This window comes from Thermostichus sp. OS-CIW-33, from assembly GCF_054059615.1.
In genome coordinates, this window is the sequence record NZ_JBSSCH010000008.1 from 19,563 (window position 1) to 40,439 (window position 20,877).

Annotated in this window: 19 protein-coding genes and 1 pseudogene; 8 read left to right on the forward strand and 12 right to left on the reverse strand. The window is 59.4% G+C overall.

Annotation, left to right across the window (positions count from 1 at the left end):
- Positions 1-67: 67 nt before the first annotated feature.
- Entirely contained in the window at positions 68-955 is an 888-nt protein-coding gene (locus ACVWZG_RS07570) for a phytoene synthase (RefSeq protein ID WP_414350814.1), read from the reverse strand.
- Between the two features lie 156 nt (positions 956-1,111).
- Entirely contained in the window at positions 1,112-2,530 is a 1,419-nt protein-coding gene (gene pds / locus ACVWZG_RS07575) for a 15-cis-phytoene desaturase (protein WP_011433297.1), read from the reverse strand.
- A 207-nt stretch (positions 2,531-2,737) separates the two neighbouring features.
- Here pds and ACVWZG_RS07580 point away from each other — a divergent pair, with 207 nt between their 5' ends.
- Positions 2,738-3,976 carry a phosphoglycerate kinase gene (locus ACVWZG_RS07580; RefSeq protein WP_457405804.1) on the forward strand — a complete coding sequence of 413 codons (1,239 nt, stop codon included), beginning with the start codon at positions 2,738-2,740 and terminating at the stop codon, positions 3,974-3,976.
- A 124-nt stretch (positions 3,977-4,100) separates the two neighbouring features.
- Here the strand turns inward: ACVWZG_RS07580 and ACVWZG_RS07585 are convergent, their stop codons facing one another.
- The 3 genes from ACVWZG_RS07585 to ACVWZG_RS07595 all read right to left on the reverse strand — a co-directional run bounded on the left by ACVWZG_RS07585 (position 4,101) and on the right by ACVWZG_RS07595 (position 6,657).
- The gene (locus ACVWZG_RS07585; protein ID WP_011433295.1) at positions 4,101-4,451 is read right to left on the reverse strand and encodes a DUF1257 domain-containing protein; all 351 of its coding nucleotides are present in this window, start codon (positions 4,449-4,451) and stop codon (positions 4,101-4,103) included.
- A gap of 124 nt (positions 4,452-4,575) precedes the next feature.
- A complete protein-coding gene (gene ycf46, locus ACVWZG_RS07590) occupies positions 4,576-6,087 on the reverse strand; it encodes a stress-responsive protein Ycf46 (protein WP_011433294.1) in 1,512 nt (503 codons plus the stop codon).
- Positions 6,088-6,285: 198 nt separating this feature from the next.
- Entirely contained in the window at positions 6,286-6,657 is a 372-nt protein-coding gene (locus ACVWZG_RS07595) for a hypothetical protein (protein ID WP_041436554.1), read from the reverse strand.
- Between the two features lie 178 nt (positions 6,658-6,835).
- On the opposite strand from ACVWZG_RS07595, the gene ACVWZG_RS07600 reads away from it, so the two are divergent.
- Complete coding sequence (locus ACVWZG_RS07600) at positions 6,836-7,042, forward strand: hypothetical protein (RefSeq protein WP_041436551.1); 207 nt, start codon at positions 6,836-6,838, stop codon at positions 7,040-7,042.
- Between the two features lie 21 nt (positions 7,043-7,063).
- On the opposite strand, the gene ACVWZG_RS07605 is transcribed toward ACVWZG_RS07600, so the two are convergent.
- Positions 7,064-8,932, reverse strand: coding sequence for an ABC transporter ATP-binding protein (locus tag ACVWZG_RS07605; RefSeq protein WP_457405806.1), 1,869 nt, complete (start codon positions 8,930-8,932; stop codon positions 7,064-7,066).
- Positions 8,933-9,162: 230 nt separating this feature from the next.
- Between ACVWZG_RS07605 and ACVWZG_RS07610 the strand changes: the two genes are divergently transcribed.
- Positions 9,163-9,972: a hypothetical protein gene (locus tag ACVWZG_RS07610; protein WP_457415323.1), complete on the forward strand. Its 810-nt coding sequence runs from the start codon at positions 9,163-9,165 to the stop codon at positions 9,970-9,972.
- On the opposite strand, the gene argB is transcribed toward ACVWZG_RS07610, so the two are convergent.
- From argB to ACVWZG_RS07625, 3 genes are all read right to left on the reverse strand, one after another.
- Positions 9,969-10,907 carry an acetylglutamate kinase gene (argB, locus tag ACVWZG_RS07615; protein ID WP_414373667.1) on the reverse strand — a complete coding sequence of 313 codons (939 nt, stop codon included), beginning with the start codon at positions 10,905-10,907 and terminating at the stop codon, positions 9,969-9,971. The genes ACVWZG_RS07610 and argB overlap by 4 nt on opposite strands.
- A 153-nt stretch (positions 10,908-11,060) precedes the next feature.
- On the reverse strand, positions 11,061-11,942 hold the full coding sequence (locus ACVWZG_RS07620) for a M56 family metallopeptidase (RefSeq protein WP_457405811.1): 882 nt from the start codon (positions 11,940-11,942) through the stop codon (positions 11,061-11,063).
- Positions 11,939-12,373, reverse strand: a complete 435-nt coding sequence (locus ACVWZG_RS07625; protein ID WP_414344770.1) for a BlaI/MecI/CopY family transcriptional regulator — start codon at positions 12,371-12,373, stop codon at positions 11,939-11,941. Before ACVWZG_RS07625 ends, ACVWZG_RS07620 begins: the two co-directional genes overlap by 4 nt.
- A 118-nt stretch (positions 12,374-12,491) precedes the next feature.
- Here ACVWZG_RS07625 and miaB point away from each other — a divergent pair, with 118 nt between their 5' ends.
- Entirely contained in the window at positions 12,492-13,826 is a 1,335-nt protein-coding gene (gene miaB, locus ACVWZG_RS07630; RefSeq protein ID WP_414344772.1) for a tRNA (N6-isopentenyl adenosine(37)-C2)-methylthiotransferase MiaB, read from the forward strand.
- Positions 13,827-14,112: 286 nt separating this feature from the next.
- Here the strand turns inward: miaB and ACVWZG_RS07635 are convergent, their stop codons facing one another.
- Positions 14,113-14,463, reverse strand: a complete 351-nt coding sequence (locus tag ACVWZG_RS07635; protein ID WP_457405813.1) for a hypothetical protein — start codon at positions 14,461-14,463, stop codon at positions 14,113-14,115.
- 234 nt (positions 14,464-14,697) lie between these two features.
- Between ACVWZG_RS07635 and gltX the strand changes: the two genes are divergently transcribed.
- Together gltX and ACVWZG_RS07645 are read left to right on the forward strand one after the other, a co-directional pair.
- Positions 14,698-16,137, forward strand: a complete 1,440-nt coding sequence (gltX, locus tag ACVWZG_RS07640; RefSeq protein ID WP_457405815.1) for a glutamate--tRNA ligase — start codon at positions 14,698-14,700, stop codon at positions 16,135-16,137.
- Positions 16,138-16,215: 78 nt separating this feature from the next.
- A pseudogene (locus ACVWZG_RS07645) lies at positions 16,216-16,671 on the forward strand (GAF domain-containing protein); the annotation flags it as partial.
- A 143-nt stretch (positions 16,672-16,814) separates the two neighbouring features.
- Here ACVWZG_RS07645 and ACVWZG_RS07650 read toward each other — a convergent pair.
- Positions 16,815-18,050, reverse strand: coding sequence for an RNA-guided endonuclease InsQ/TnpB family protein (locus ACVWZG_RS07650; RefSeq protein WP_457405817.1), 1,236 nt, complete (start codon positions 18,048-18,050; stop codon positions 16,815-16,817).
- A gap of 83 nt (positions 18,051-18,133) precedes the next feature.
- Here ACVWZG_RS07650 and ACVWZG_RS07655 point away from each other — a divergent pair, with 83 nt between their 5' ends.
- Both ACVWZG_RS07655 and ACVWZG_RS07660 read left to right on the forward strand, forming a co-directional pair.
- Entirely contained in the window at positions 18,134-18,325 is a 192-nt protein-coding gene (locus ACVWZG_RS07655) for a sensor histidine kinase (RefSeq protein WP_414426261.1), read from the forward strand.
- Positions 18,326-18,502: 177 nt separating this feature from the next.
- Positions 18,503-19,585, forward strand: a complete 1,083-nt coding sequence (locus tag ACVWZG_RS07660) for an isocitrate/isopropylmalate dehydrogenase family protein (protein ID WP_457405820.1) — start codon at positions 18,503-18,505, stop codon at positions 19,583-19,585.
- Positions 19,586-19,642: 57 nt separating this feature from the next.
- Here ACVWZG_RS07660 and ACVWZG_RS07665 read toward each other — a convergent pair whose 3' ends face one another.
- On the reverse strand, positions 19,643-20,569 hold the full coding sequence (locus tag ACVWZG_RS07665) for a D-isomer specific 2-hydroxyacid dehydrogenase family protein (RefSeq protein WP_457405822.1): 927 nt from the start codon (positions 20,567-20,569) through the stop codon (positions 19,643-19,645).
- Positions 20,570-20,877: the final 308 nt, after the last annotated feature.

The window sequence follows — 20,877 nt, forward strand, 5'->3', positions numbered from 1 at the left end:
TTCGCTGTATTAGAGGTCTTCTTGTTTTCTGCTGCCGCGGCCGTGGGGAACTGCTTGCTGCTCCCTACTAGTAACCGTAGTAGTTGGAGCGCCGCGACCGCCACCAGGCCACCGGCAGCGCCAATGCCTTGCTGAGAGTGGACACGTAAGCGCGGGTGCGAAAAACCTGGTAGTGGTTGCGCTCGATGGCGTTGAGAATCTGCCGGTAGAGCATCAAGGAAGCGGCTACCGGCCAGCGGGAGTCCGGCTGCAGGGTAGGGATCCCCCGTTCCGCTTGGGCATAGAGCTCTCTAGCCCGCCGGATCTCATAGTCCATCAAAGCCATCCAGCGCTCGTCAATAACATAGTTAAACAGGTCCCGCTCGGAGTAGTTGAAGCGGCGCAGATCTTCCAGGGGGATGTAGATCCGCCCGCGGCGGGCGTCCTCTCCCACATCCCGCAAGATGTTGGTTAGTTGCATGGCGATCCCCAGCGCCACCGCCTCCTCGCGGCCATCCCGGCCCGGCACAAACCCCATGATCTCCGAGCACATCAGCCCCACCACCCCAGCCACGCGGTAGCAGTAGACCCGCAGATCCTCCCAGGTGGCGTAGCGCTGGGTATCCAAGTCCATGCTCTGCCCCCGCAGCATCTCGCGAAACGGCTCGATGGAAAGGCGGTAGGTGCGGATGGTGTGGATCAAAGCGAGGTCCGTGGGGACTTGCGGCTCGCCTCCCTGGAAGAGCGACTCCAGATGGGATCCCCACTGCTCCAGCTTGCTGCGGGTGACCTCCACCTCTGCCTGGCTGGCTTCCAGTCCATCCAGCAACTCATCGGTTTGCCGCAGCCAAGCGTAGATGGCCCAGATGGCCCGCCGTTTGGACTGGGGCAAGAGCAGGGATCCCAGGTAGAAAGTCTTAGCGTGCTTGGCCGTAATCTGGCGACAGAGGGCAAAAGATTGCTCAAGCGGACTCATCTGGCTATCTCCAGGAGCACAGGGCCAGGATAGAGAAGGAAGAGGAACGGCGAGGGCACATATCAACACTACGGGAAAGCGGACGCCGCGGATAGCCTAGAAGAGGTTGTGGGGAAAAGAAAGATTCAAAAGGCATAGGAGGCGGACGGCGGAGAGCTAGACCCCCGCAGCTGCCAGAGTTGAGGCCGAGACAGAAGCGCGTTGAAATGGGATCCCCTTGTTGATGGCCTCCGCCGCCCACTTGCCGGAGAGGATGGCCCCCTCCATGCTGCCCAGGAAGGGCTGTAGGGTGTAGCTGCCCGCCAAGAAGAAGTTGGGAATAGGGGTAACTTGAGTGGGGCGATACTGCTGTCTGCCAGGGGTAGCCTTGTAGACCGAGCGCGGCGTTTTCACCACCACCCACTTGCGCACGCGGGCGGGGTTGGGGCCGGTAAGGTGCTGGGGAAAGAGTTTTTTCAGTTCCTCCAGCGTGGCGGCAAAGATCTCCTCATCGCCGCGATCAATCCACTCGGCAGCCGGAGCCAGCACCAGCTCCAACATGGACCGCTCCGGATCGGCATAGGCCCGGCAGGTGTTGCTCATGTCGGCATACACGCTCAATAGCGGCGAGCGGGAAAACAAGGAGTGATCGATGTGAGTAATCTTGCGGTCAAACCAGATCTGCAGGCTAATTACTGGCACCCCCTCCAGTTCACGCAGCTTTTGGAAAAAGGGGATCCCCCACCACTGCGCCGGCAGCAGCTCCTTGAGGGCATCCACCGAAAGGGCCGAGACATAGGCATCGGCAGTCACCTCCACCGGCCCAGAGGGGGTGGCTAAGCAAAACCCGGCCACGCTGTTATCGAGGTTGAGACGAATGTCCTGCAACGCCGCCTTCAAATGCACTTCCCCCCCACGGGCGACAATGTAGTCCACCATCGGCTGGCAGAGCCGCTCTGGGGGAGCGCCGTCTAGGTAGGCAATCCTAGAGCCATCTTTTTGCTGCAAAAAGCGGTTCAAGGCCGTCAGGGGCACCATGGCCGAGATCTCCTCTGGGTTGATGAAGGCCAGGGCCTTGGAGACGGCAATGAAAATATCGGTGTTGACCCGCTCGTCAATACCCTGCCGCCGCAGCCATTCCAAGAGGCTATAGCGATCCATCTGCTCCACATAGCGCTGGCCGCGAATCATGGCCGGCACCAGCCCCAGGGCAAACTTCACCTTTTCCCCCCAGGTGAGCATGTCGTTGTTGCGCAAGATGCCGACAATGGCGTTGAAAGGAGCGGGAATATCCGGCAGGTCAAAGCGGGAATAGGTGCCCGGCTTGTCCGGCTGGTTGAAAATCAAGCTGTGTTCCTTCCACTGCAGGCGATCGGAGATGCCCAGCTCCCGGAACAGCTGCAACGTGTTGGGGTAGGCGCCAAAAAAGTTGTGCAGCCCCGTCTCGATCCAGTCGCCGTCGGCATCTTTCCAGGCAGCCACCAGGCCACCCAAAACATCCCGCCGCTCAAAGAGGAGCGGTTGATGCCCGGCATCGCAGAGATACTTGGCACAGGCCAGCCCGGCCAGCCCGCCACCAGCAATGGCAACACGCATGAGGGTAACGACAAAGCAACATTTTTATTCTATTTGCAAACCGTTACAATTGCCGGGGCCAAGGGGCAGACGGAAGGCCGACCCAGCAAAAGCAGCGGAACAAGGGGATCCCTGAGCCCATCGGTCTCGCTGCCGGGATCCCAATCGCTGGTAGGATACATACGGAAGAAAAAATAAAGATTTTCTGCAGTCCGGGGGAAAACAACGATGGCCAAACAAACACTGGGATCCCTGCTGTCATCTGGCTTTGATTTAAACGGCAAGCGCGTGCTGGTGCGCGCCGACTTCAACGTCCCGTTGGATCCCCAGGGCAACATCACCGACGACACCCGCATTCGCGCCTCCCTGCCCACCATCCAGGCCCTCACCCAGGCAGGCGCCAAAGTGATCCTCGCCAGCCACCTGGGCCGCCCCGTCAAAAAAGACAAAGAGACAGGCGCGGTTAAGATCGCTCGCGAGGGCAATAGCCTAGCCCCCGTGGCCACCCGTCTTTCTCAGTTGCTGGGCCAGCCGGTCGCCTTTGCCCCCGACTGCATCGGCCCTGAGGCCGAGGCGGTAGTGAACCGCCTGGAAAACGGCCAGGTGGCCCTGCTGGAAAACGTCCGCTTCTACCCAGAAGAGGAGGACAACGACCCGGAATTTGCCCGCAAGCTGGCCTCACTGGCCGACCTGTTTGTCAACGACGCCTTTGGCAGCGCCCACCGCGCCCACGCCTCCACTGCCGGCGTCACCGCCTACCTCCAGCCTGCTGTGGCCGGCTACCTGGTGGAAAAGGAGCTGCAATTCCTCTCCGGCGCCATCGAGAATCCGCGGCGCCCCTTGGCGGCCATCATCGGCGGCTCCAAAGTGTCCAGCAAAATCGGCGTCATCGAGAGGCTGCTGGAGAAGGTGGATAAGCTCCTCCTCGGCGGCGGCATGATCTTCACCTTTTACCAAGCCCAGGGCCTCAAGACCGGCAAATCCCTGGTGGAAACCGACAAGCTGGATCTGGCCCGCTCCCTGATGGAAAAAGCCAAAGAGCGGGGGGTGGAGCTGCTGCTGCCGGTGGATGTGGTGGTAGCCGATAGGTTTGACAAAGATGCCCAGGCCCAGACCGTTTCCATCCACGCCATCCCCGAGGATTGGATGGGTCTGGACATTGGCCCAGAATCGGTAAAAGCTTTTCAGTCCGCCCTGCAGGGGTGCCAAACCGTGGTCTGGAATGGGCCAATGGGCGTGTTTGAGTTTGACCGCTTTGCCCTGGGCACAGAAGCCATTGCCCGCACCCTGGCCGATCTCACTCAAGCGGGAGCCACCACCATCATCGGCGGGGGAGACTCGGTGGCTGCCGTGGAAAAAGTGGGCCTGGCCGACAAAATGACCCATATCTCCACCGGTGGCGGAGCCAGCCTGGAGCTATTGGAAGGGAAGGTGCTGCCCGGCATTGCCGCCCTCACGGAAGCCTAGGTTTCTCCTTTGGATCACAGCTCATCCAACACAAAAACCGAATCAATAAAGTAGGGGCTGAACCCAGCCCCTCTTAGCCTTAGTCGGTGTAGATCGCTGCAGCGATGGCAAGACAGGATCCGGCTTAGTGCACCACCACTTTAACGTTGGCGTTGTTCAGGCCAGGACGCTTCACCTCGGCCAAGGTCTTGTTGACGGCGTACTTTTGGTTGATGGAGTTGATCAACTCGGTTTGGTTGTGCTTCTTGGCCACGCCCCACAGATCGGCGATCAGGTCGTAGGAACCGTCGGGATTCTTCGACCAGCCCAGGTCGTAGTCGCCTTCCAACTGAGCCACGATGTCAGCGCGAACACGCTGGCCGTTGTAGCCACGCACGTCGGCGTTCAGCTTAACGGTGTAGCCGAGATCGCGCAGAGAGTTGATCAGGACTTGACCGTCAGTGATTTTGGTACGCAGGGTGCTAAAATGAGACATGGTGTTTCTCTCCTTTGTATAGGGGTTGGAACATCGACACAAACAATGGGCACTGTTCTTTGGGGAAGGTTTGGGCCCTGCCGTCCCTGCTTCTGTCAAGGTAGCTTTGGATCCTCACCTCCTCCTAGAACTCCAGCCGCTGGTACTCGGCTACAGAGGCCGCTGCAGGCCGAGCCCGCTGCTGGGCCCATTCCCTCAACGCTACCACTTGCTCCGTCATGGTGCGAGATAGCGGTTGAGTTGCTTTCGTTGCTGCCAAAATGTCCAGTTGGGTAAATTCGCGGTTCTGGGCAAACGCTTCGTACATGGCAGCAATCAAAACTTGTTCGATCTCCGCGCCGGAGAAGCCTTCACAGGCTGCGGCCAACTGGCGCAGATCAAAGCGGCTGATGTCGCGCCGCCGCTTCTTCAGGTGGATCCGAAAGATCTCGATGCGCTCGTTGATGTTGGGCAAGTCCACGAAGAAGATTTCGTCAAAACGGCCCTTGCGCAAGAATTCGCCCGGCAGACGGTCCACACGGTTGGCGGTGGCCATGACAAAGACCGGCGAGCGCTTCTCCTGCATCCAGGTTAGGAAAGATCCAAAGATGCGGCTGGAGGTGCCCCCGTCAGAATCGCTGGAGCCTGCTGATCCAGCAAAGGCTTTGTCCAGCTCGTCGATGAAAAGGATAGCAGGGGCGAGAGATTCAGCAGTCCGCAGGGCACTACGCAGATTTGCTTCCGATTTGCCCACCATGGAGCCATCATAAACGCGGCCCATGTCCAGACGCAGCAGGGGCAGGCCCCAGAGACGGGCAGTGGTCTTGGCGATCAGCGACTTACCGCAGCCAGGCACGCCCAGGATCAGCATACCCTTGGGTTGGGGCAGTCCATAGGCGCGGGCCCGCTCAGTGAAGGCCTCAGAACGTTGCAGCAGCCAGCGCTTCAGCTCTTCCAGACCGCCAACGGCGTCGATGGTCTCGTCCTCTTCGATAAACTCGAGAATGCCGTTGCGCCGGATCAGTTGCTTCTTCTCAGAGAGGATGATGTCTACTTCTGCCTCGGTGAGGCGACCATGCATCACCACAGCCTTGCGGTAGACTTTTTCTGCCTCGTCCTGCGTTAGGCCCAGGGCCGCCTTGAGCAACTTTTCGCGGGTATCAGGAGCCAAAGGCAGGGAGCGCGGGATCTGCTCCAGCTGGCGGTTGAGGGCGCGCTCCAATGTGGCCATGTCCGGCAGGGGGAAGTCCACTACGCAAATGTCTTTCTCCAGCTCGACCGGGATCACCTGCACCGGCGACATGAGCAGGATGGTTTTGTGGGATCCCTTCAGGCTGGCAATAGCATCCCGCAGCCAGCGCTTCACCTCGGTGTTGTCCAAGAAGTCATGTAGGTCTTTGAAGACGCAGATGGCGGGATCCTTTTGCTCCATTACCCACTGGATGGCGGGCTGGGGGGATTGGGTGTTGTGCTGGGTGAGGCTGCGGGGGTTGCCGTATTCGACGATGCCGTGGGTAACTGTCCAAATGAATAGGCGACGCTGAGGCTTAAGGGTGCGGGCAATTGCTGCCAGAGCCGCTTCTGCCCGTTCCTCCTCTGGAGTCAGCAGGTACAGCAGTGGGTATTGAGCTTGAATGAGGATGCTTAGCTCTTGCATGGGAAACACCAACTGCAGAGGGGAAATTTCAGGAGCCGCCAGAACGGTTGAAAAATGGGGTTCGAGTTGCCTAGGTATTGGATTGCACTTGGGAGTACGCCCTTGTTGGATGGATTTTGAGAGGATTTTAGAAGCCTTCTGTGTTGCTGTCTGCTCCTATCAGCTCAAGTTCCTGAAGGGGGCCCGCTTGGGAGCGTTCTAGCAGGGTACCAGAGCATCCTGCCGTTGCTCTTCCGAGCCAGCAGCCGATCCCCAGTATTCTGGCTCCACCTCTTCAAGGATGGCTTCGGCAGCCGATGTCTGGTGCAGGGAAACCACCTCTCCATCGCGGATAACAAATGGGTGACTACACTTGGGACATTGATGGACACGATAGGCGCTACCTTGTACCCCTTCAATGACCTCTGGGTGAAGCAGATAGAAGGTAATGGCCTTCTCTGCCACTGCCGACATCGGCTCCCGCTCCACGGCAGCCCGAATCTTCAGATTCCGGTGCAGCTCAGGTGAGAGATACAGGGTCACCTTCTGCTTGGACTCTGTGCCTTCCACTACCTCTGGCCGATGATTCATGGCTAACCGCTTTCTTTGAATTGCTTGCCAAACTTGGGGCCTATCATAGCCAGTCTGCCGGCTTGACGGCAAGTTTTTAACAATCTGTAACAAACAATTTTCTTGATGGCCCTCTGTGGATACCTGCGGCTGGGGGAGTAGGCTAGGTGGAAGACAAGGAGCGGAATGTCCAATCCCTATGGAACGCTTGATCAACACCCTCAGCAAAAATTTCTCTAGCTGGGGCCGCCGTGCCCTGGTGCAGGCCAGCGATGGTTTGGCCAGCTTGAGAGACACTGCCGTGGATAACGGCAATCTGTTACTCTGCAAGGCTCGCATCGCGTTCGCGGATGCCAGCTTCACCACCCTAAAGGCAATTCGGTCTCGCTTTGGCGCCAGTCGCTGACGGTTGGGCAGAAGCACCCTGCTAGCCGCCCAGATCTTGCAGCCGATATAGGCTGGCATAGAGCCCGCTGAGGGCCATGAGCTCGGCATGGGATCCCTGCTCTTTGAGTTCCCCCCGCTGCAGAACCAAGATGCGATCCACATCGCGGATGGTGGAAAGGCGGTGGGCGATGATCAGGGCGGTGCGATCCCGCAGCAGGGTGTCTAGAGCGGATTGCAGGAGGGCTTCGGTGCCCACATCCAGGCTGGCGGTGGCTTCGTCCAAAACCAAGATTTTGGGATCCCGCCACATGGCCCGCACAAAGCTGATAAGCTGTTTCTGGCCGCTGGAGAGGTTGCTGCCCCGCTCTCGCACAGGGGTGGCGTAGCCTTGGGGCAAATTGCGGAGGAAGTCATGCAGGTTGAGTTGGCGGGCGACCTGCTCCACTGCCGCTAGATCTGCCTTCTCTCCTAGGGTGATGTTTTGCTGGATATCCCCGGAAAACAAAAATCCATCCTGCAGGATTACCCCTAGGTGGCGGTGCAGCTCAGCCTGGGGGAGATCCCGAATATCAACGCCGTCAATGCGAATAGATCCCTGGGTTACGTCGTAGAGACGGCAGAGCAAGCGAATGATGGAGCTTTTCCCGGCTCCCGTAGGCCCCACCAGGGCCACTTTTTCTCCGGGGCGGATGGTGAAGGTGAGGTCTTTGAGCACCCACTCCCCGGGGTTGTAGGCAAACCAGACGTGCTCGAACTGCACCTCTCCTCTGGCATTGGGGGGCAAGTGGCGGGGCTGAGCGGGATCCCGGATGGCGACCGGCAGGCTGAGGATGGCATCGATGCGCTCGACGGCGGTGAACCCCGCCTGTAGGGCCGTAAACTTTTCCGCCAACTGCCGCAGCGGGTTGAAAAACCGTTGCGAAAAGAGAATAAAGGCGTAGAGGCTGCCAAAGGTGAGGGGTTCCCCGGGCAGGGGCAGGGATCCCGTCCATCCCCCTCCAAGTGAGCCCCTACCGGCTGACATCACCTGCTGCCCGCCCACCCAGAGCAAAGCCGCCACGGCCAGCCAAGACACCCACTCCAAAACGGCAGAAAGGGCAGAATCATAAAGGATGGTTTGATCCACTTCCCGGATGTAGCGGCGGTTCATGGTTTGAAAAATCTCGCTATTGAGCCGCTCCCGCCGAAACAGTTGCACCACGGTAATGCCCAAGATGTTCTCCTGGATCCAGGAGTTCAGCTTGGAGAGTTCTTCGCGCACGCGAAAGTTGGCATCCCGAAAGCGGCGCTGCAACTCGAGGACAACGGCGCTGATGGGCAGGACGATCAAGATCAGCAGCAAGCCCAGATCCCAGCGTTGGCTGAGCATGACCACCGCGATCACCCCCAGAGTAAACAGGTCGCTGACGATGCCGACGGCACCGGTGGAAAAGACATCTCCCAGGGCTTCCACATCGTTGGTGATGCGGGTGATCAGCTTACCCACCGGGGTGCGGTCGAAAAACTGAGCCGGCAAGGCCAGAATGTGGGCGAAGAGATCGTCGCGGATGTCGCGGGTCATCAACTGCCCCAGCTTTTGGCTGACATACCCTTCCAGGGCTTGGAAGAGCCAGCGAACCAGTACCGTTAGGATCAACAGCCCCACATAGGGCCAAAGGTCGGAGAGGATCCCGGCCTCACCTCGTTCCAGCGCTCGGGCAATGGGGCCATCCAGAGCCCGCTGTAGGATCAGAGGCTGCACCGCATCCGCCAGCGCCAAGGGAGGCAGAAAGGCCAAGGCGGCCAACAGTAGCTTCAGGTGCCGACGGGCGTAGGGCCAGAGGAGCCGCAGCAGCCGCCAATCGCTGGCTCGCCGCGGGCGGGGATCCCTACTTAAATCGGTATCGGGGGGAGAGGCGGTAAGGCTCACAGGCTTACACCCGAGAACAACAAAGACAACTCATAGAGAGCACTGATCTACTCTAAGCGCTCTCCCTGAGGGAGAGGGAGTTTGGGATCCGCAAGGGTTTCCTCGCCATTGGGAATGGCTATAGCTGCACCCCTAATGGCTCTGGGACGGACGGAAAACTGGCCGCTTCAGGAGCTTCTGGCCGCTCGGTTCGGGCAGGCTGTAGGCAGCTTGATGAGGAGAAACCGGCAATGTCTTACTCAACCTCTTACTCCGTGTCTTACTCGAAAATCTTTTTCCCAGTTTGGGTGGCGGGGCTGCTGTTGTTGATCGGCGGCGGGATCCTGTTTGTCCTGCTGCGGGCTTTTGGGCTACCTATTGGGGAGCTGGCCGATTGGGCCATTGGGATCGCCAGCTTTTGGTGGCTGGTGGTGATCGTCACCCTTCCCTGGAACCTCTACCTTCAGGCCAAGGCCGTTCAGCAGGAGGCGGTTGTGTCTCAGGAACGAGGGATCCCGGTGGAAGATTCAACCTTGGCTTTCCTACAAAAGCTCAGCCGCTGGTCGTTGCGCGTGGCCATTGCCCTGCATGGGCTGTCGGCTCTGGCTTTCTATGGCTTGGCCGTTGGGCAAGTCACCCCCATTGGCTACCCCAGCGCCGTGGCTGCGGTGTTGTTAACGGCTCTGCGCCCGGCCATCCGGGGCTACGAGTATTTGGCCGACCGCTTGGCCCAGTTGCAAGGGCAAATCCAGATCCCTCGCGAAGATGCCATCGAGTTGGCCGAGCGGATAAAGCAGTTGACACGCCAAGTCGAGCAGTTGCAGGAGCAATGGGATCCCGGCAAGCCCGGTTCTTGGGCCCAACAGGAGGAAGAAACCCGGCGCTACCTGCGGCAGGAGCTGGCCGCGCTCAAAGCCCAACTGGAACAGTTCCGGGCCAGCAACGAGCTGGAGCACAGGCAATTGCGCCAGGAGACCCACCAAGCTGTGGCTCAGCTCAGTGTGGATAGCCAGTTTCTCGGCCATGTGCGGGAGATTCTTCGCTTTATCAAGGAAGCTTAGCGGGATCCGTTGTTCAGTCCTTCCAACTGGGCGGAAAACTGAGAAGGAACAAGCTTGGTGCCCACCCCGGCATCGGTCAAAATCTCCAGCAGCAGAGAGTGAGGGGATCCCCCATCCAGAATGTGGGCTGCCCGTACCCCTTGTGCCAAGGCGCGAATGCAACACTGCACCTTCGGGATCATGCCGCCCTTGACGACACCGGCTTGGATCAACTGGCGAGCCGTCTCGATATCCAGCAACGTAATCAGAGAGCTGCGATCCTGAGGATCTTTGAGAATGCCAGGGGTGTCGGTGAGCAAAATCAGCTTTTCTGCCCCCAGAGCAGCCGCCAGTTCTCCCGCCACCGTATCGGCGTTGATGTTGTAGGCTTGGCCTGTCTCATCGGCAGCCACGCTGGAGATCACCGGAATCTGTCCACCTTCCAACAGGGTTTGCAGCAACTGGGGGTTGATGCTGCTCACTTCCCCAACAAAGCCGATCTCTGCCCGGCCCTGGGATCGCGCTTTGATCAAGTTGCCATCCCGCCCGCACAGCCCCACCGCCGATCCGCCGGCCAAGCTGATGAGCTGGACGATCTGCTTATTAACCTTGCCCACCAAAACCATCTCCACTACTTCCATGGTGGCGGCATCGGTAACCCGCAAGCCATCCACAAACTTGAAGGGAATGTCCAGTTTTTGTAGCCAACTGTTGATCTCCGGCCCCCCCCCATGCACCAACACCGGGCGGATCCCCACACAGGCCAGAAAGACGATGTCTCGGAGCACCTCGGCCCGTCGCTCTTGGTGCACCATGGCTGCGCCGCCGTATTTGATGACAATAACGCGGCCCTGGTACTGCTGAATGTAGGGTAAAGCCTCGATGAGGATCTGCGCCCGCGTAAGGGGATCACAGGCCGACCCAGTCGCCTCAGAAAGGGAAGAGTTGGTTTGCACTGCTGTAAGTCCCTAGAAGTCCAGAAAACCTGACCTAGAGTATCCCATTCTGCTTGCAAAGCAGATCTCAGGCTTTGGGCGTCAACTGGTGGTTTTTTTCAAGCTCGCTTCCCCAACCCAAGGACAATTTGGTTGAGGAATCGCCGTCAATCTTCAGGTATGGAACGGGATCGCCAGCAAAGGCAATAGGGACAACCCCAACCAGGCCCAACCCCGAATGGAAGAAGAATGGGGTAGGGGATCGACGGGCCCTGACTCTGCCTGCTGCAGCAGGGCATCGATACGCTCCTGCAGCCGTTGCCCTGAGTCTGAACTCACGGCCATTGCAAAGCCAACCCAGGCCGCCGCCGGTTGCTCCACCACGCCATAGCCCACCACCTGCAGCAGGGCCTCTCCCAACAGCAAGGGATCCACCCGTTGGGCCGCCCAGCGATCCGCCCGCAGTTCCCGCAGAGTGAGCAATTCCTGCCAGAGGGCCTCGGTGTTGGGCAGCCAGCCGGTGAGGCGTCGCAGCCAGCCCACCCCAAACATCCAGAGGGTGTCGCGGTAGTGGCGATGGGCTTCTTCGTGAGCGATTACAGCCCGCAAGTGCTCATCATCCAACTGCTCCAGCAGGCCGCGGCTGACCACCAACTGGGCATTCCACACCCCCACTTGAGCAGCAAAAGGGATCTCCAAATCCAGCACATAGGCCGGAGAGCCATGCAAATCCACATGGGCTAAAGCTTGCAGATGGGCACGTCGATAGGAGCGCCAGTATTCCCAAATCCAGTGCAAGGCCACGCCGCCGGCCACGGCCAGCAACAGCAGAGCACAGCCGTAGCAGAACCAGCCCCCCACCCCGGCCATTTGTCCCCACGGCCCCATCCAGGCCAAGGCCAAAGCAGTGGTCAGCAACAGCAGCGGGGGCAGCAAGAAGTGGATCCAAGCCCGCTGCCAACGCCGGCTCCACCCGCCCCCCTTATCCAGGCGCACTTGCACCCGCCACAGCCAACTGAGGCCCAAGCCCAGCAGTAACATGCCCAAGTGGCTCATCGCGGATCCCTCCTGGCTTGACGGGCCGCCCGCAGCCGTTCGGCAATCGCCTGCAACTGGGACACACTGGCCTGATCCAGGCTATCGGCAAAGGCTGCCACCGTATCGGGATCCCCCACGGCCAAAAATTGCTGCAGGTGGGTGAAGGCCCTGAGGCTGGCCGCTTCCTGACGCGAAAGACGAGGCCGCCACAGCATGGGCAGATTCCGCCCTTGGGGATCGGTGCGGCGCTCACAGCTCACCCAGCCCTTCTGGCTTAAGCGCTGCAAAACTGTAGTCACAGAGGCATAGGCCAGCTCCCGATCCGGATCGGCCAAGATGCGCTCGTGGATTTGACGGGTGCTGGCGCTGCCCAGATCCCAGAGGATCTCCAAGATTTCCGATTCCAGAGGGCCCAGCGATAGTTGCTTGGGACGATGCTTGGGCAACATGAGCCTTTGCCGGTGTAGGAACTTTTATCTAGACTAACCGTTGCAGTCTCAAACCCCTCAGCCATTTTTAAGGATCCGCTAAGCTCGAAGATGGTGGTTCTTTGTGCTGTTACTTCCCATGGCTGCTCCCACCTACCACACCATCACCTTCGGCTGCCAAATGAACCGCGCCGATACCGAGCGCATGGCCGGGATCCTGGAGTCCCTGGGGTATGTGGCCACCGAAGATGAGTTGCAGGCGGACTTAGTTCTCTACAACACCTGCACCATCCGCGACAATGCTGAGCAAAAGGTCTATTCCTACCTGGGCATCCAGGCGCAGCGCAAGCGCAAAAACCCGGCCATCAAGCTCATTGTGGCCGGCTGTGTGGCCCAGCAGGAAGGGGAAAAATTGTTGCGCCGCGTCCCTGAGCTGGATCTGGTCATGGGCCCCCAGTACGTGAACCGCCTTGGGGATCTGTTGGCGCAGGTGGAAGCCGGAAACCAGGTGGTGGCCACCGAGCCGGTTGAGATCCCAGAAGACATCACCAAGCCCCGTCGCGACAGCCAGGTCACTGCTTGGATCAACGTTATCTACGGTTGCAACGAGCGCTGCACCTACTGCATCGTGCCGCGGGTGCGAGGGCAAGAGCAGTCCCGCCAGCCCCAGGCCATCCGCGCCGAAATCGAAGACGTGGCCAGAGCAGGCTATCGAGAGGTGACGTTGCTGGGGCAGAACATCGATGCCTACGGACGGGATCTGGATCCGAAAACCAACCTGGCCAGCTTGTTGCGCTTCGTCCATTCGGTGGAAGGTATTGAACGGATTCGCTTTGCCACCAGCCACCCGCGCTACTTTACCGAGGAGCTGATCGCCACCTGCGCCGAGCTGCCCAAAGTCTGCGAGCACTTCCACATCCCCTTCCAGGCGGGCAGCAACGAAGTGCTCAAGCGGATGCGGCGCGGCTACACCCACGAGCGCTATCGCCAGATCATCCAGCTCATCCGCCAATACATGCCCGAAGCCGCCATCAGCGCCGATGCCATTGTCGGCTTCCCGGGAGAGACCGAAGCTCAGTTCCAAGAAACCCTGCAACTGGTGCAGGACATTGGCTTTGACCAAGTGAACACCGCCGCCTACTCCCCTCGTCCCGGCACCCCCGCCGCTGAGTGGCCCGACCAAGTGCCCGAGGAGGAAAAAAGCGACCGCCTGCAACGGCTGAACCGACTGGTGGCCGAGGTGGCCGCCGCCCGCAGTGCCCGACTCCTAGGCCAGGTGCAAGAGGTGCTGGTGGAAGGCCCCAACCCGAAAAACCCCCGCCAGGCGATGGGGCGTACCCGCGGCAATCGCTTGGTGTTCTTCGAAGGGGATCCGGAGCAACTGCAGGGATCCCTGGTGCCGGTGCGCATTACCGCCACGCGAGCTTTTTCGCTGACCGGAGAGGCAGTTACCGTCCGCGCGAGCGGGCCATAGGATGAAGGCTCTCACAAACACAACTTTCCCCAGTTCCCTCTTGTCCGATTGCGCCGGCGGAGCGCCTCTCCAGGGAGCTGTTTCGCTGAGAAAAACCATGCCCTCCTGGGTGAACAGCTTTAAGGCAACCGCCAGGCAGTCACTGCCCTTTCCGCCACGCCGACCAGGGCACAACCACCGCCCTAGCTAGCTTTCTTCCGCGCAGCAGTAGAACGGAGCTTCATACACAACGTTTTGGCAACAGCAACAGGCCGGCGCTGGAACAGGCCCCGAATACCTGCCCTGCCTAGCGCAAGATTTCAAAATCCAAAACGGGCTCTGTCTGGGTCACGCGGTAGTACCCGGCCTGGGTACGAACCGAAGCCTGATAGGGACTGGGCAAATCTAGCGAGCGCAGGGGTGGGATGTTGGTGCGTTGGTTCAGCAGCGTGGTGAAGAAGGCGGTGGTCTGCCGGGCCTGGGAGCGTACCACCTCCTCAGGGAAAGTGACCGGATCCACATTCCTACCTGTATCCAACAGGATCCTGTCTAGGGCATCTCCCACCGGATAGGAAGGATAGGCAATTTGGGCCAAGGCGGATCCAATCGGGATCCCGGCGGACAGACAACCCAGAAGAATGGCCAAAGTCAGACGCATGTGCTGGGATTCCTCCTGCGCTACAGCTTTTCCTCAACACCGGAAAAAAGCGGGGTTTGAACGTTGCTCATTGACTTGGATCCCCATGAAGCCTACCTTTTGACCGGCAGCTAAGGCGGATTCTACTCGAAATGCCTCGATTGGCAACCGCCTGCAACCCAATGGAGGGCCAACATGACAAAGGATCTCGCCGCCGACTAGGATCGGGATACTCTGCTTGGGATCCTTAGACCTGTGAGTGTTTGTGTTCGCATTGCCCCCAGTCCAACTGGAAATCTGCACATCGGCACCGCCCGGACGGCAGTGTTCAACTGGCTGTATGCCCGTCGCCACGGTGGCCGGTTCATTTTGCGCATTGAGGACACCGACCGCGACCGCTCTTTGCCCCGCTACACCCGCAACATTTTGGCGGGCCTGGCCTGGTTGGGCCTAGACTGGGACGAAGGGCCGGTCTACCAGTCCAAGCGCATCGAGCGCTACCAAGCAGTGGTGCAGCAGCTTCTAGATCAAGGGCTGGCCTACCGCTGCTACGTCAGCGAGGCAGAGCTGGAGGAGATGCGCGCTGCCCAGAAGGCTGCCGGCAAAGCCCCCCGCTACGACAACCGCCACCGCTTTCTCACCGAAGCCCAGCGACGAGCCTACGAAGCCGAGGGGCGGCAGCCGGTGATCCGCTTCAAAATCGAGGAGCCCCTAGAGGTGTCTTGGGTGGATCTCATCCGCGGCCCCATTACCTGGAACACCCAGGATTTGGGAGGAGACATGGTCATTGCCCGAGCGGATGGCTACCCTCTCTACAACTTGGCGGTGGTGGTGGATGACATCGACATGGGCATCACCCATGTGATTCGCGGCGAAGATCACATCGGCAATACCCCCAAGCAGATTTTGCTCTACCGCGCTCTTGGCTACGAACCTCCCCAGTTCGCCCATTCTCCTTTAATCCTGAACCCGGAAGGGAAAAAGCTCTCCAAACGGGATGGGGCAACTTCGGTGACGGAGTTCCAGCAGCTGGGCTTTTTGCCGGAAGCTCTCAAGAACTATTTGGCCTTGCTCAGTTGGTCTCCTCCAGATGGGGAAGAGCTTTTCTCTCTGGAAAAGGCGGCTGCGCTGTTCGACTTTGACCGGGTTAACCGTGCGGCTGCCCGCTTTGACTGGGACAAGCTCAACTGGATCAACAGCCAGTACATCAAGCGGCTTTCCCCGCCAGAACTGGTGGAGCGGCTCACCCCCTTTTGGCAGGCGGCAGGGTTTGACCTTTCCGGAGTGCCGGATCCCACCTGGTTAGAAGATGTGGCCCGCCTGATTGCCGATGGCATCGACCGCCTGGCAGAAGCTCCTCCGCTCAGCCGCTTTTTGTTTCAGGAGCCCCTCTGCTACACGTTGCCAGCTCTGGAACAGTTGCGCCTGCCCGGGGCGGCAGAGGCTATGGCTGCTATGGCCACCACGTTGGCTGCTGCCGAGCTGCCCCAGGTTTCGGCGGACAGCTTAAAACCGCTGGTGGATCAGGTGGCCAAGGGCCAGAACATGAAAAAGGGCCTGCTGATGAAGAGTTTGCGGGCCGCCCTGACAGGGGATCTGCAGGGGCCGGATTTGCTGGAATCTTTTGCCCTTCTCCAGCGGCGGGGCTGGGCTTTGGGGCGGTTAGAGGCTGTGCAGAAGTTGGTTTCTTGTTGATAGAAGTTTATCTCTTGCTGTTAAGCCTTCGGTTGCCTCTGTTGAAAGTGCTCCGCACCGCTGCCGCGATGGGATCCTATGCTGCTAGGCCAGCTACAGGCTGCAAACCAAATTGTCCAAGAACTGGTGCTGCTCTCTTCTCAGTTGTCTTCCCCATCCTCTTCGGACTCTGTAGAGACGAGGGAGCTGGAGCAGTGTGTGCTCAAGTTGGCCCAGACCTTGGTACGGCAGATGGTGGATCGTCTGGGTGCAGCCTCAGCTCGCCTTTGGTTTTTCGACCCGCAGGAAGGATGTTTTCAGTCGGTGGCCCATGCCGGCCTGCTCAGTCCTGCTCATGACCAAATTCAGCGGATCTACCCTGACGACAGCCCTTTGGGACGGGTGGCCCAGGAGGGTCTGCCGCTTTTGAGCAACAATCCCGCCCAAGAAGCCTGGATGCCCGCCCCGGAGTGGGTGAAGGCCAATGGCTTGCGAGGCTTTGTTGCCTACCCGATTAACCGGGGGGAGGAGCGGCTGGGGGCTTTGGCTCTGCTGAGCCGGACACCTCTGGAAGCCAGCTTTCTGATTGTCAAACACGCGGGGGCACGGCGCATCGATCTCATCATTCAGCCCAAGGTTCAACAGGACGCCGGTTCCTCTATCAACCCTCAGGCTCCCTACACCCACTTGGAGGTAAACTACCCGACTCCGACCGCTAAAGCGGTACGGAGTGGGCTTTCAGTAGCCCTGAGCCTGCTCTGCTCTACCAGAGAACAAAACAGGCCCGAACCTCTAGGCTGGTTTACGACAGCCCCCAAAAGCGCAATCACATTCGCACCATTCAAATCCGCATCTCCTTCCCATCCACAGTGCCCACACTTGAACGACTTGCCACTGCGGTAGGACTTGCCCTGCTCAGGGTGGATGTGTAAGCACCGGTGACAGGTCTGCGACGTGTAAGCAGGCGGCACAAGAATCAGAGAAACCCCTGCAGCCCTCGCCTTGTATTCCAGAAACTGACGTAGTTGGTAGAACGCCCAACTGTTGGCCCTGCGCCGCTCGGCTTTGCTGCGCGGCTGTTGATTGACTCTTTTCCGGATCCCTGTCAGGTCTTCCAGGGCGATAGCGCTGTTGGTAGCTTTTGCCCTAGAGACAATAGCTTTAGAGATGCGATGATTGACCCACGCCTGAAAGCGTCTCTCCTTGCCAGACAGCCGTTGCAGCAGTTGACGGCATCTGCGCCGCGAACTGCGTGTGCCCTTACTGGCTTTGCGTTGGAGTGCCGCCCTCAATCGAGAGTAGTGGTCTCGGACTCGGTTCAACTGCTGTCCATTCCAGTTATCCCCCTCTGACGTATGGGCAATATCCGTCCTTCCCAAGTCCACCCCCAGCACTCTACCCGTGCGTTGCGGTGGGGATGGCTCCGTTTCCACACAGATCTGAATAGAGTAGGAGCCGTCTTTACGCTTGACCAGAGTGGCAGATTTGGGATTGGAGCCTGCCAACTGTTCTCTCTGGTAACGGCCAATCGCCAGCTCAAAGCGCTCCCGACCCTCCACCGTGGTCAGCGACACCGTCCAGTCTTTCTCGCGGAACGAAAAGATACGAGCGTCGTAGGTAGCGAAGCCCCCCTTGAACGCTTTGACGGGGCGGTTTTTCTGTTGGGCAACTTTACGGGCACCGGCCAGCCGTCTGCAGACCTGCTGGTCGCGTAAGCGGGACGTAGTCCTTGCCAAGTTACTGGACAAGCCGAACCGGGCACGGATTTCGCGGTAGCACAGAGACTGGAGCTTAACGGCGTTGGCGACTTTCTCCGGCGTGTTCTGGTTGACCCAGTTCAAGGCTTGGCCAAAAGCCTCCAAAGTCGCGTCCAATTTGGCGGCTTGCGACTGGGACACCTTGAGCTTGCAGGATACGGTCAGGACTTGGGTCATGGTTCTATCATAACTTCCGCATTCCTCCCGACACTGACCCTACGGGTACAGTGCGGGGCTCCTGCGATTTCTAGCTGAAGATCATCGACGATGGCTGTGGTATGCCGGAGTCCAAGAGCGGGGCGGATCCCGCCCAGCCGCCCGGCCATGGCCACGGGTTGCTCAACATGCGCTACCGAGCCGAGTTGATCGGGGCAAGCATTGCTTGGCGTAGTCGCCGCTTTGGCAGTGGCACAGTGGTGGAACTGCGGATCTCTTTGCCGCCGAGTTCCTAATCTTGTCCCCAGCCCAGTCTTTTCAAGGTAGCGGACGCAGCATTTTCGGTCTCAACCTGTTCTATAGTCGTTTAAGCTCAACGGATCCCCGGTTGTCTGACCCGTTTGTAGGGGATCCTCTCACGCTGGCAAGGCGGAGTTTTTGCGCTGTCGTTAACACTGCGAGGAGAAGCATCTGTGGCCTATCGTGTGACTTTGATCCCTGGGGATGGCATCGGCCCGGAAGTGGCCAAGGCGATGACCACGGTCTTGGAGGCTACCGGGGTTGGGTTGGAATGGATCCCGGTAGAAGCAGGAGTGGAGGTGATCGAAAAATACGGCACCCCCTTGCCACCCCAGGTGTTGGAGTCCATTCGGGAAACCAAAGTGGCGATCAAAGGGCCGATTGGCACTCCCGTAGGTACTGGCTTTCGTTCGGTCAACGTGGCCATTCGCAAGGAGCTGGATCTTTTCGCCAACCTGCGCCCGGCCAAATCTATGCTCGGTGTCAAAAGCCCTTTTCAAGACATTGACCTAGTGGTGGTGCGGGAAAATACTGAAGATCTCTATGCCGGGATCGAGTTTGAACGGGGCACGCCGGAAGCCATCCAAGCGCGGGAGGAAATGATGCGCCTTTCCGGCAAACCCATCCGCGAGGGATCCGCCATCGGCATCAAGCCCATTTCGGACTTCGGCAGCCGCCGCATTGTCAAATTTGCCTTTGAGTACGCCCGCCAGAATGGCCGCAAGAAGGTGACGGCAGTGCACAAAGCCAACATCATGAAATTCACCGATGGCTTGTTTCTGCAGGTGGCGCGGGAGGTGGCCCAGGAGTATCCCGACATCGAGTTTGAAGATCGCATCGTGGACAACATGTGCATGCAACTGATGCAAAAGCCGCAGCTCTACGATGTGCTGGTGCTCACCAACCTCTATGGGGACATCATTTCCGACTTGTGCGCGGGGATGATCGGCGGGCTGGGGGTGGCGCCGGGGGCCAACATCGGCGACGGCATTGCGGTTTTTGAGGCCATTCACGGCTCTGCTCCCAAGTACGCTGGCCAAAACAAAGTCAACCCCTGCGCTCTGATCCTCTCCGGGGCGATGATGCTGCGCTACCTGGGAGAGCGGGAGGCTGCCGCAAGGGTGGAGGCGGCGGTGCAGGCGGTGATCGCCGAGGGCAAGCAGGTCACCTATGACCTGGCCACAGGGGATCCCGTCGGCACTCAGGAAATGGCCAAGGCCATTGCTGCCCGCGTGCAGGAGATGGCTCCGCAGTAGGGTTTGGTGTCAAATGTTTCTGATCCCAGGCTCCCCAAGGGAGGGGGGCTAGAGGACTCAATACCCCAAAACCGGATCCACCACCCCCAGCAAGGGATCCCCGGCCCGGAAGCGCCGCACATTTTCTCGCACCCGCTTAGAGAGGGCTGGGACAATCATGGCATCGGTAAGAGCAGTGTGGGGGGTAATCAGGCAGTTGGGCAAGCTCCAGAGGGGATGCCCATCCGGTAGGGGCTCGGGATCCGTGACATCCAAGGCGGCCCCGCGAATGACCCCCTGCTGCAGGGCGGCCACCAAGTCGGGGGTCACGATGTGTTTTCCTCGCGCCACATTCACCAGCCAGCACTGGGATCCCATCTGCTCCAACTCAGCTTGGGCGATGATCCCCTCGGTTTCCGGCGTGAGGGCCAAAGCCAGGATCACCACATCTGCCCCTGCCAACACCGTTTGCCGTTCCGCGAGCGTCACCACCCGTGTGGCACCCGGCAAGGGATCCGCCTTGCGACGCACCACGTCGATGGAGCATTGAAAAGGCTGCAACAGCTTGATCAACTCTTGGGCGATGCCCCCGGCCCCGAAAATGACCACACGGCTACCCCAGAGGCTGGTACCGGAGCCCTCCTGCCAAGTTTGGGCCAAGGCGCGGATCTTCAAGTCGCGCAAGCCGGCCAAGGTCAGGGCCAAGGCATGTTCCGCCACTGGCTGGGCATAGACCCCCTTGCCACAAGTCCACACATAAGCGGGATCCAAGACTCCCGCCCGAACAAAGGGTTCCACCCCTGCCCAGGGCAGCTGCACCCAGCGGATCCCTTTCCCTTCCGCCAGACAACGCTTCAGGCCGGGCACATCAAAGGCATCGGCCCAGACCAAGGCTTCTGCTTCTGCCAGGGGCACAATTTCGCCACCCCCTGCCAAAACAGCCTCTTTGAGCCAGGGGCGAAGATTGTCGGGTTCGACGGCAATGCGTTTGCCTTGGATGCCCATAGGAACCGTTGGATAAGGCTTTCCCCTTGCCAGGATACTGTCGGCAGAGCGAGAGATGGCATGCACGGGCAGCCGCAAAAACCGGTGATCGAGTGTTAAGGGATCCCAAAGAGATCCTGGGCCACTTCCATAGGATCGCTAGGGTGAAAATTAGGGCTGCTGTGTTGGCTCAATCCTTAAGTAGGTAGCATTCCCCAATGACCCTATCCGAACTGCTGATCTTGGTGACGCTGCTCTTTCCCGGGATCCTGTTGTCGCTCATTGTGATGGGAACCTTTGCCGCAGGGGGATAATCATCTCCCAATGAC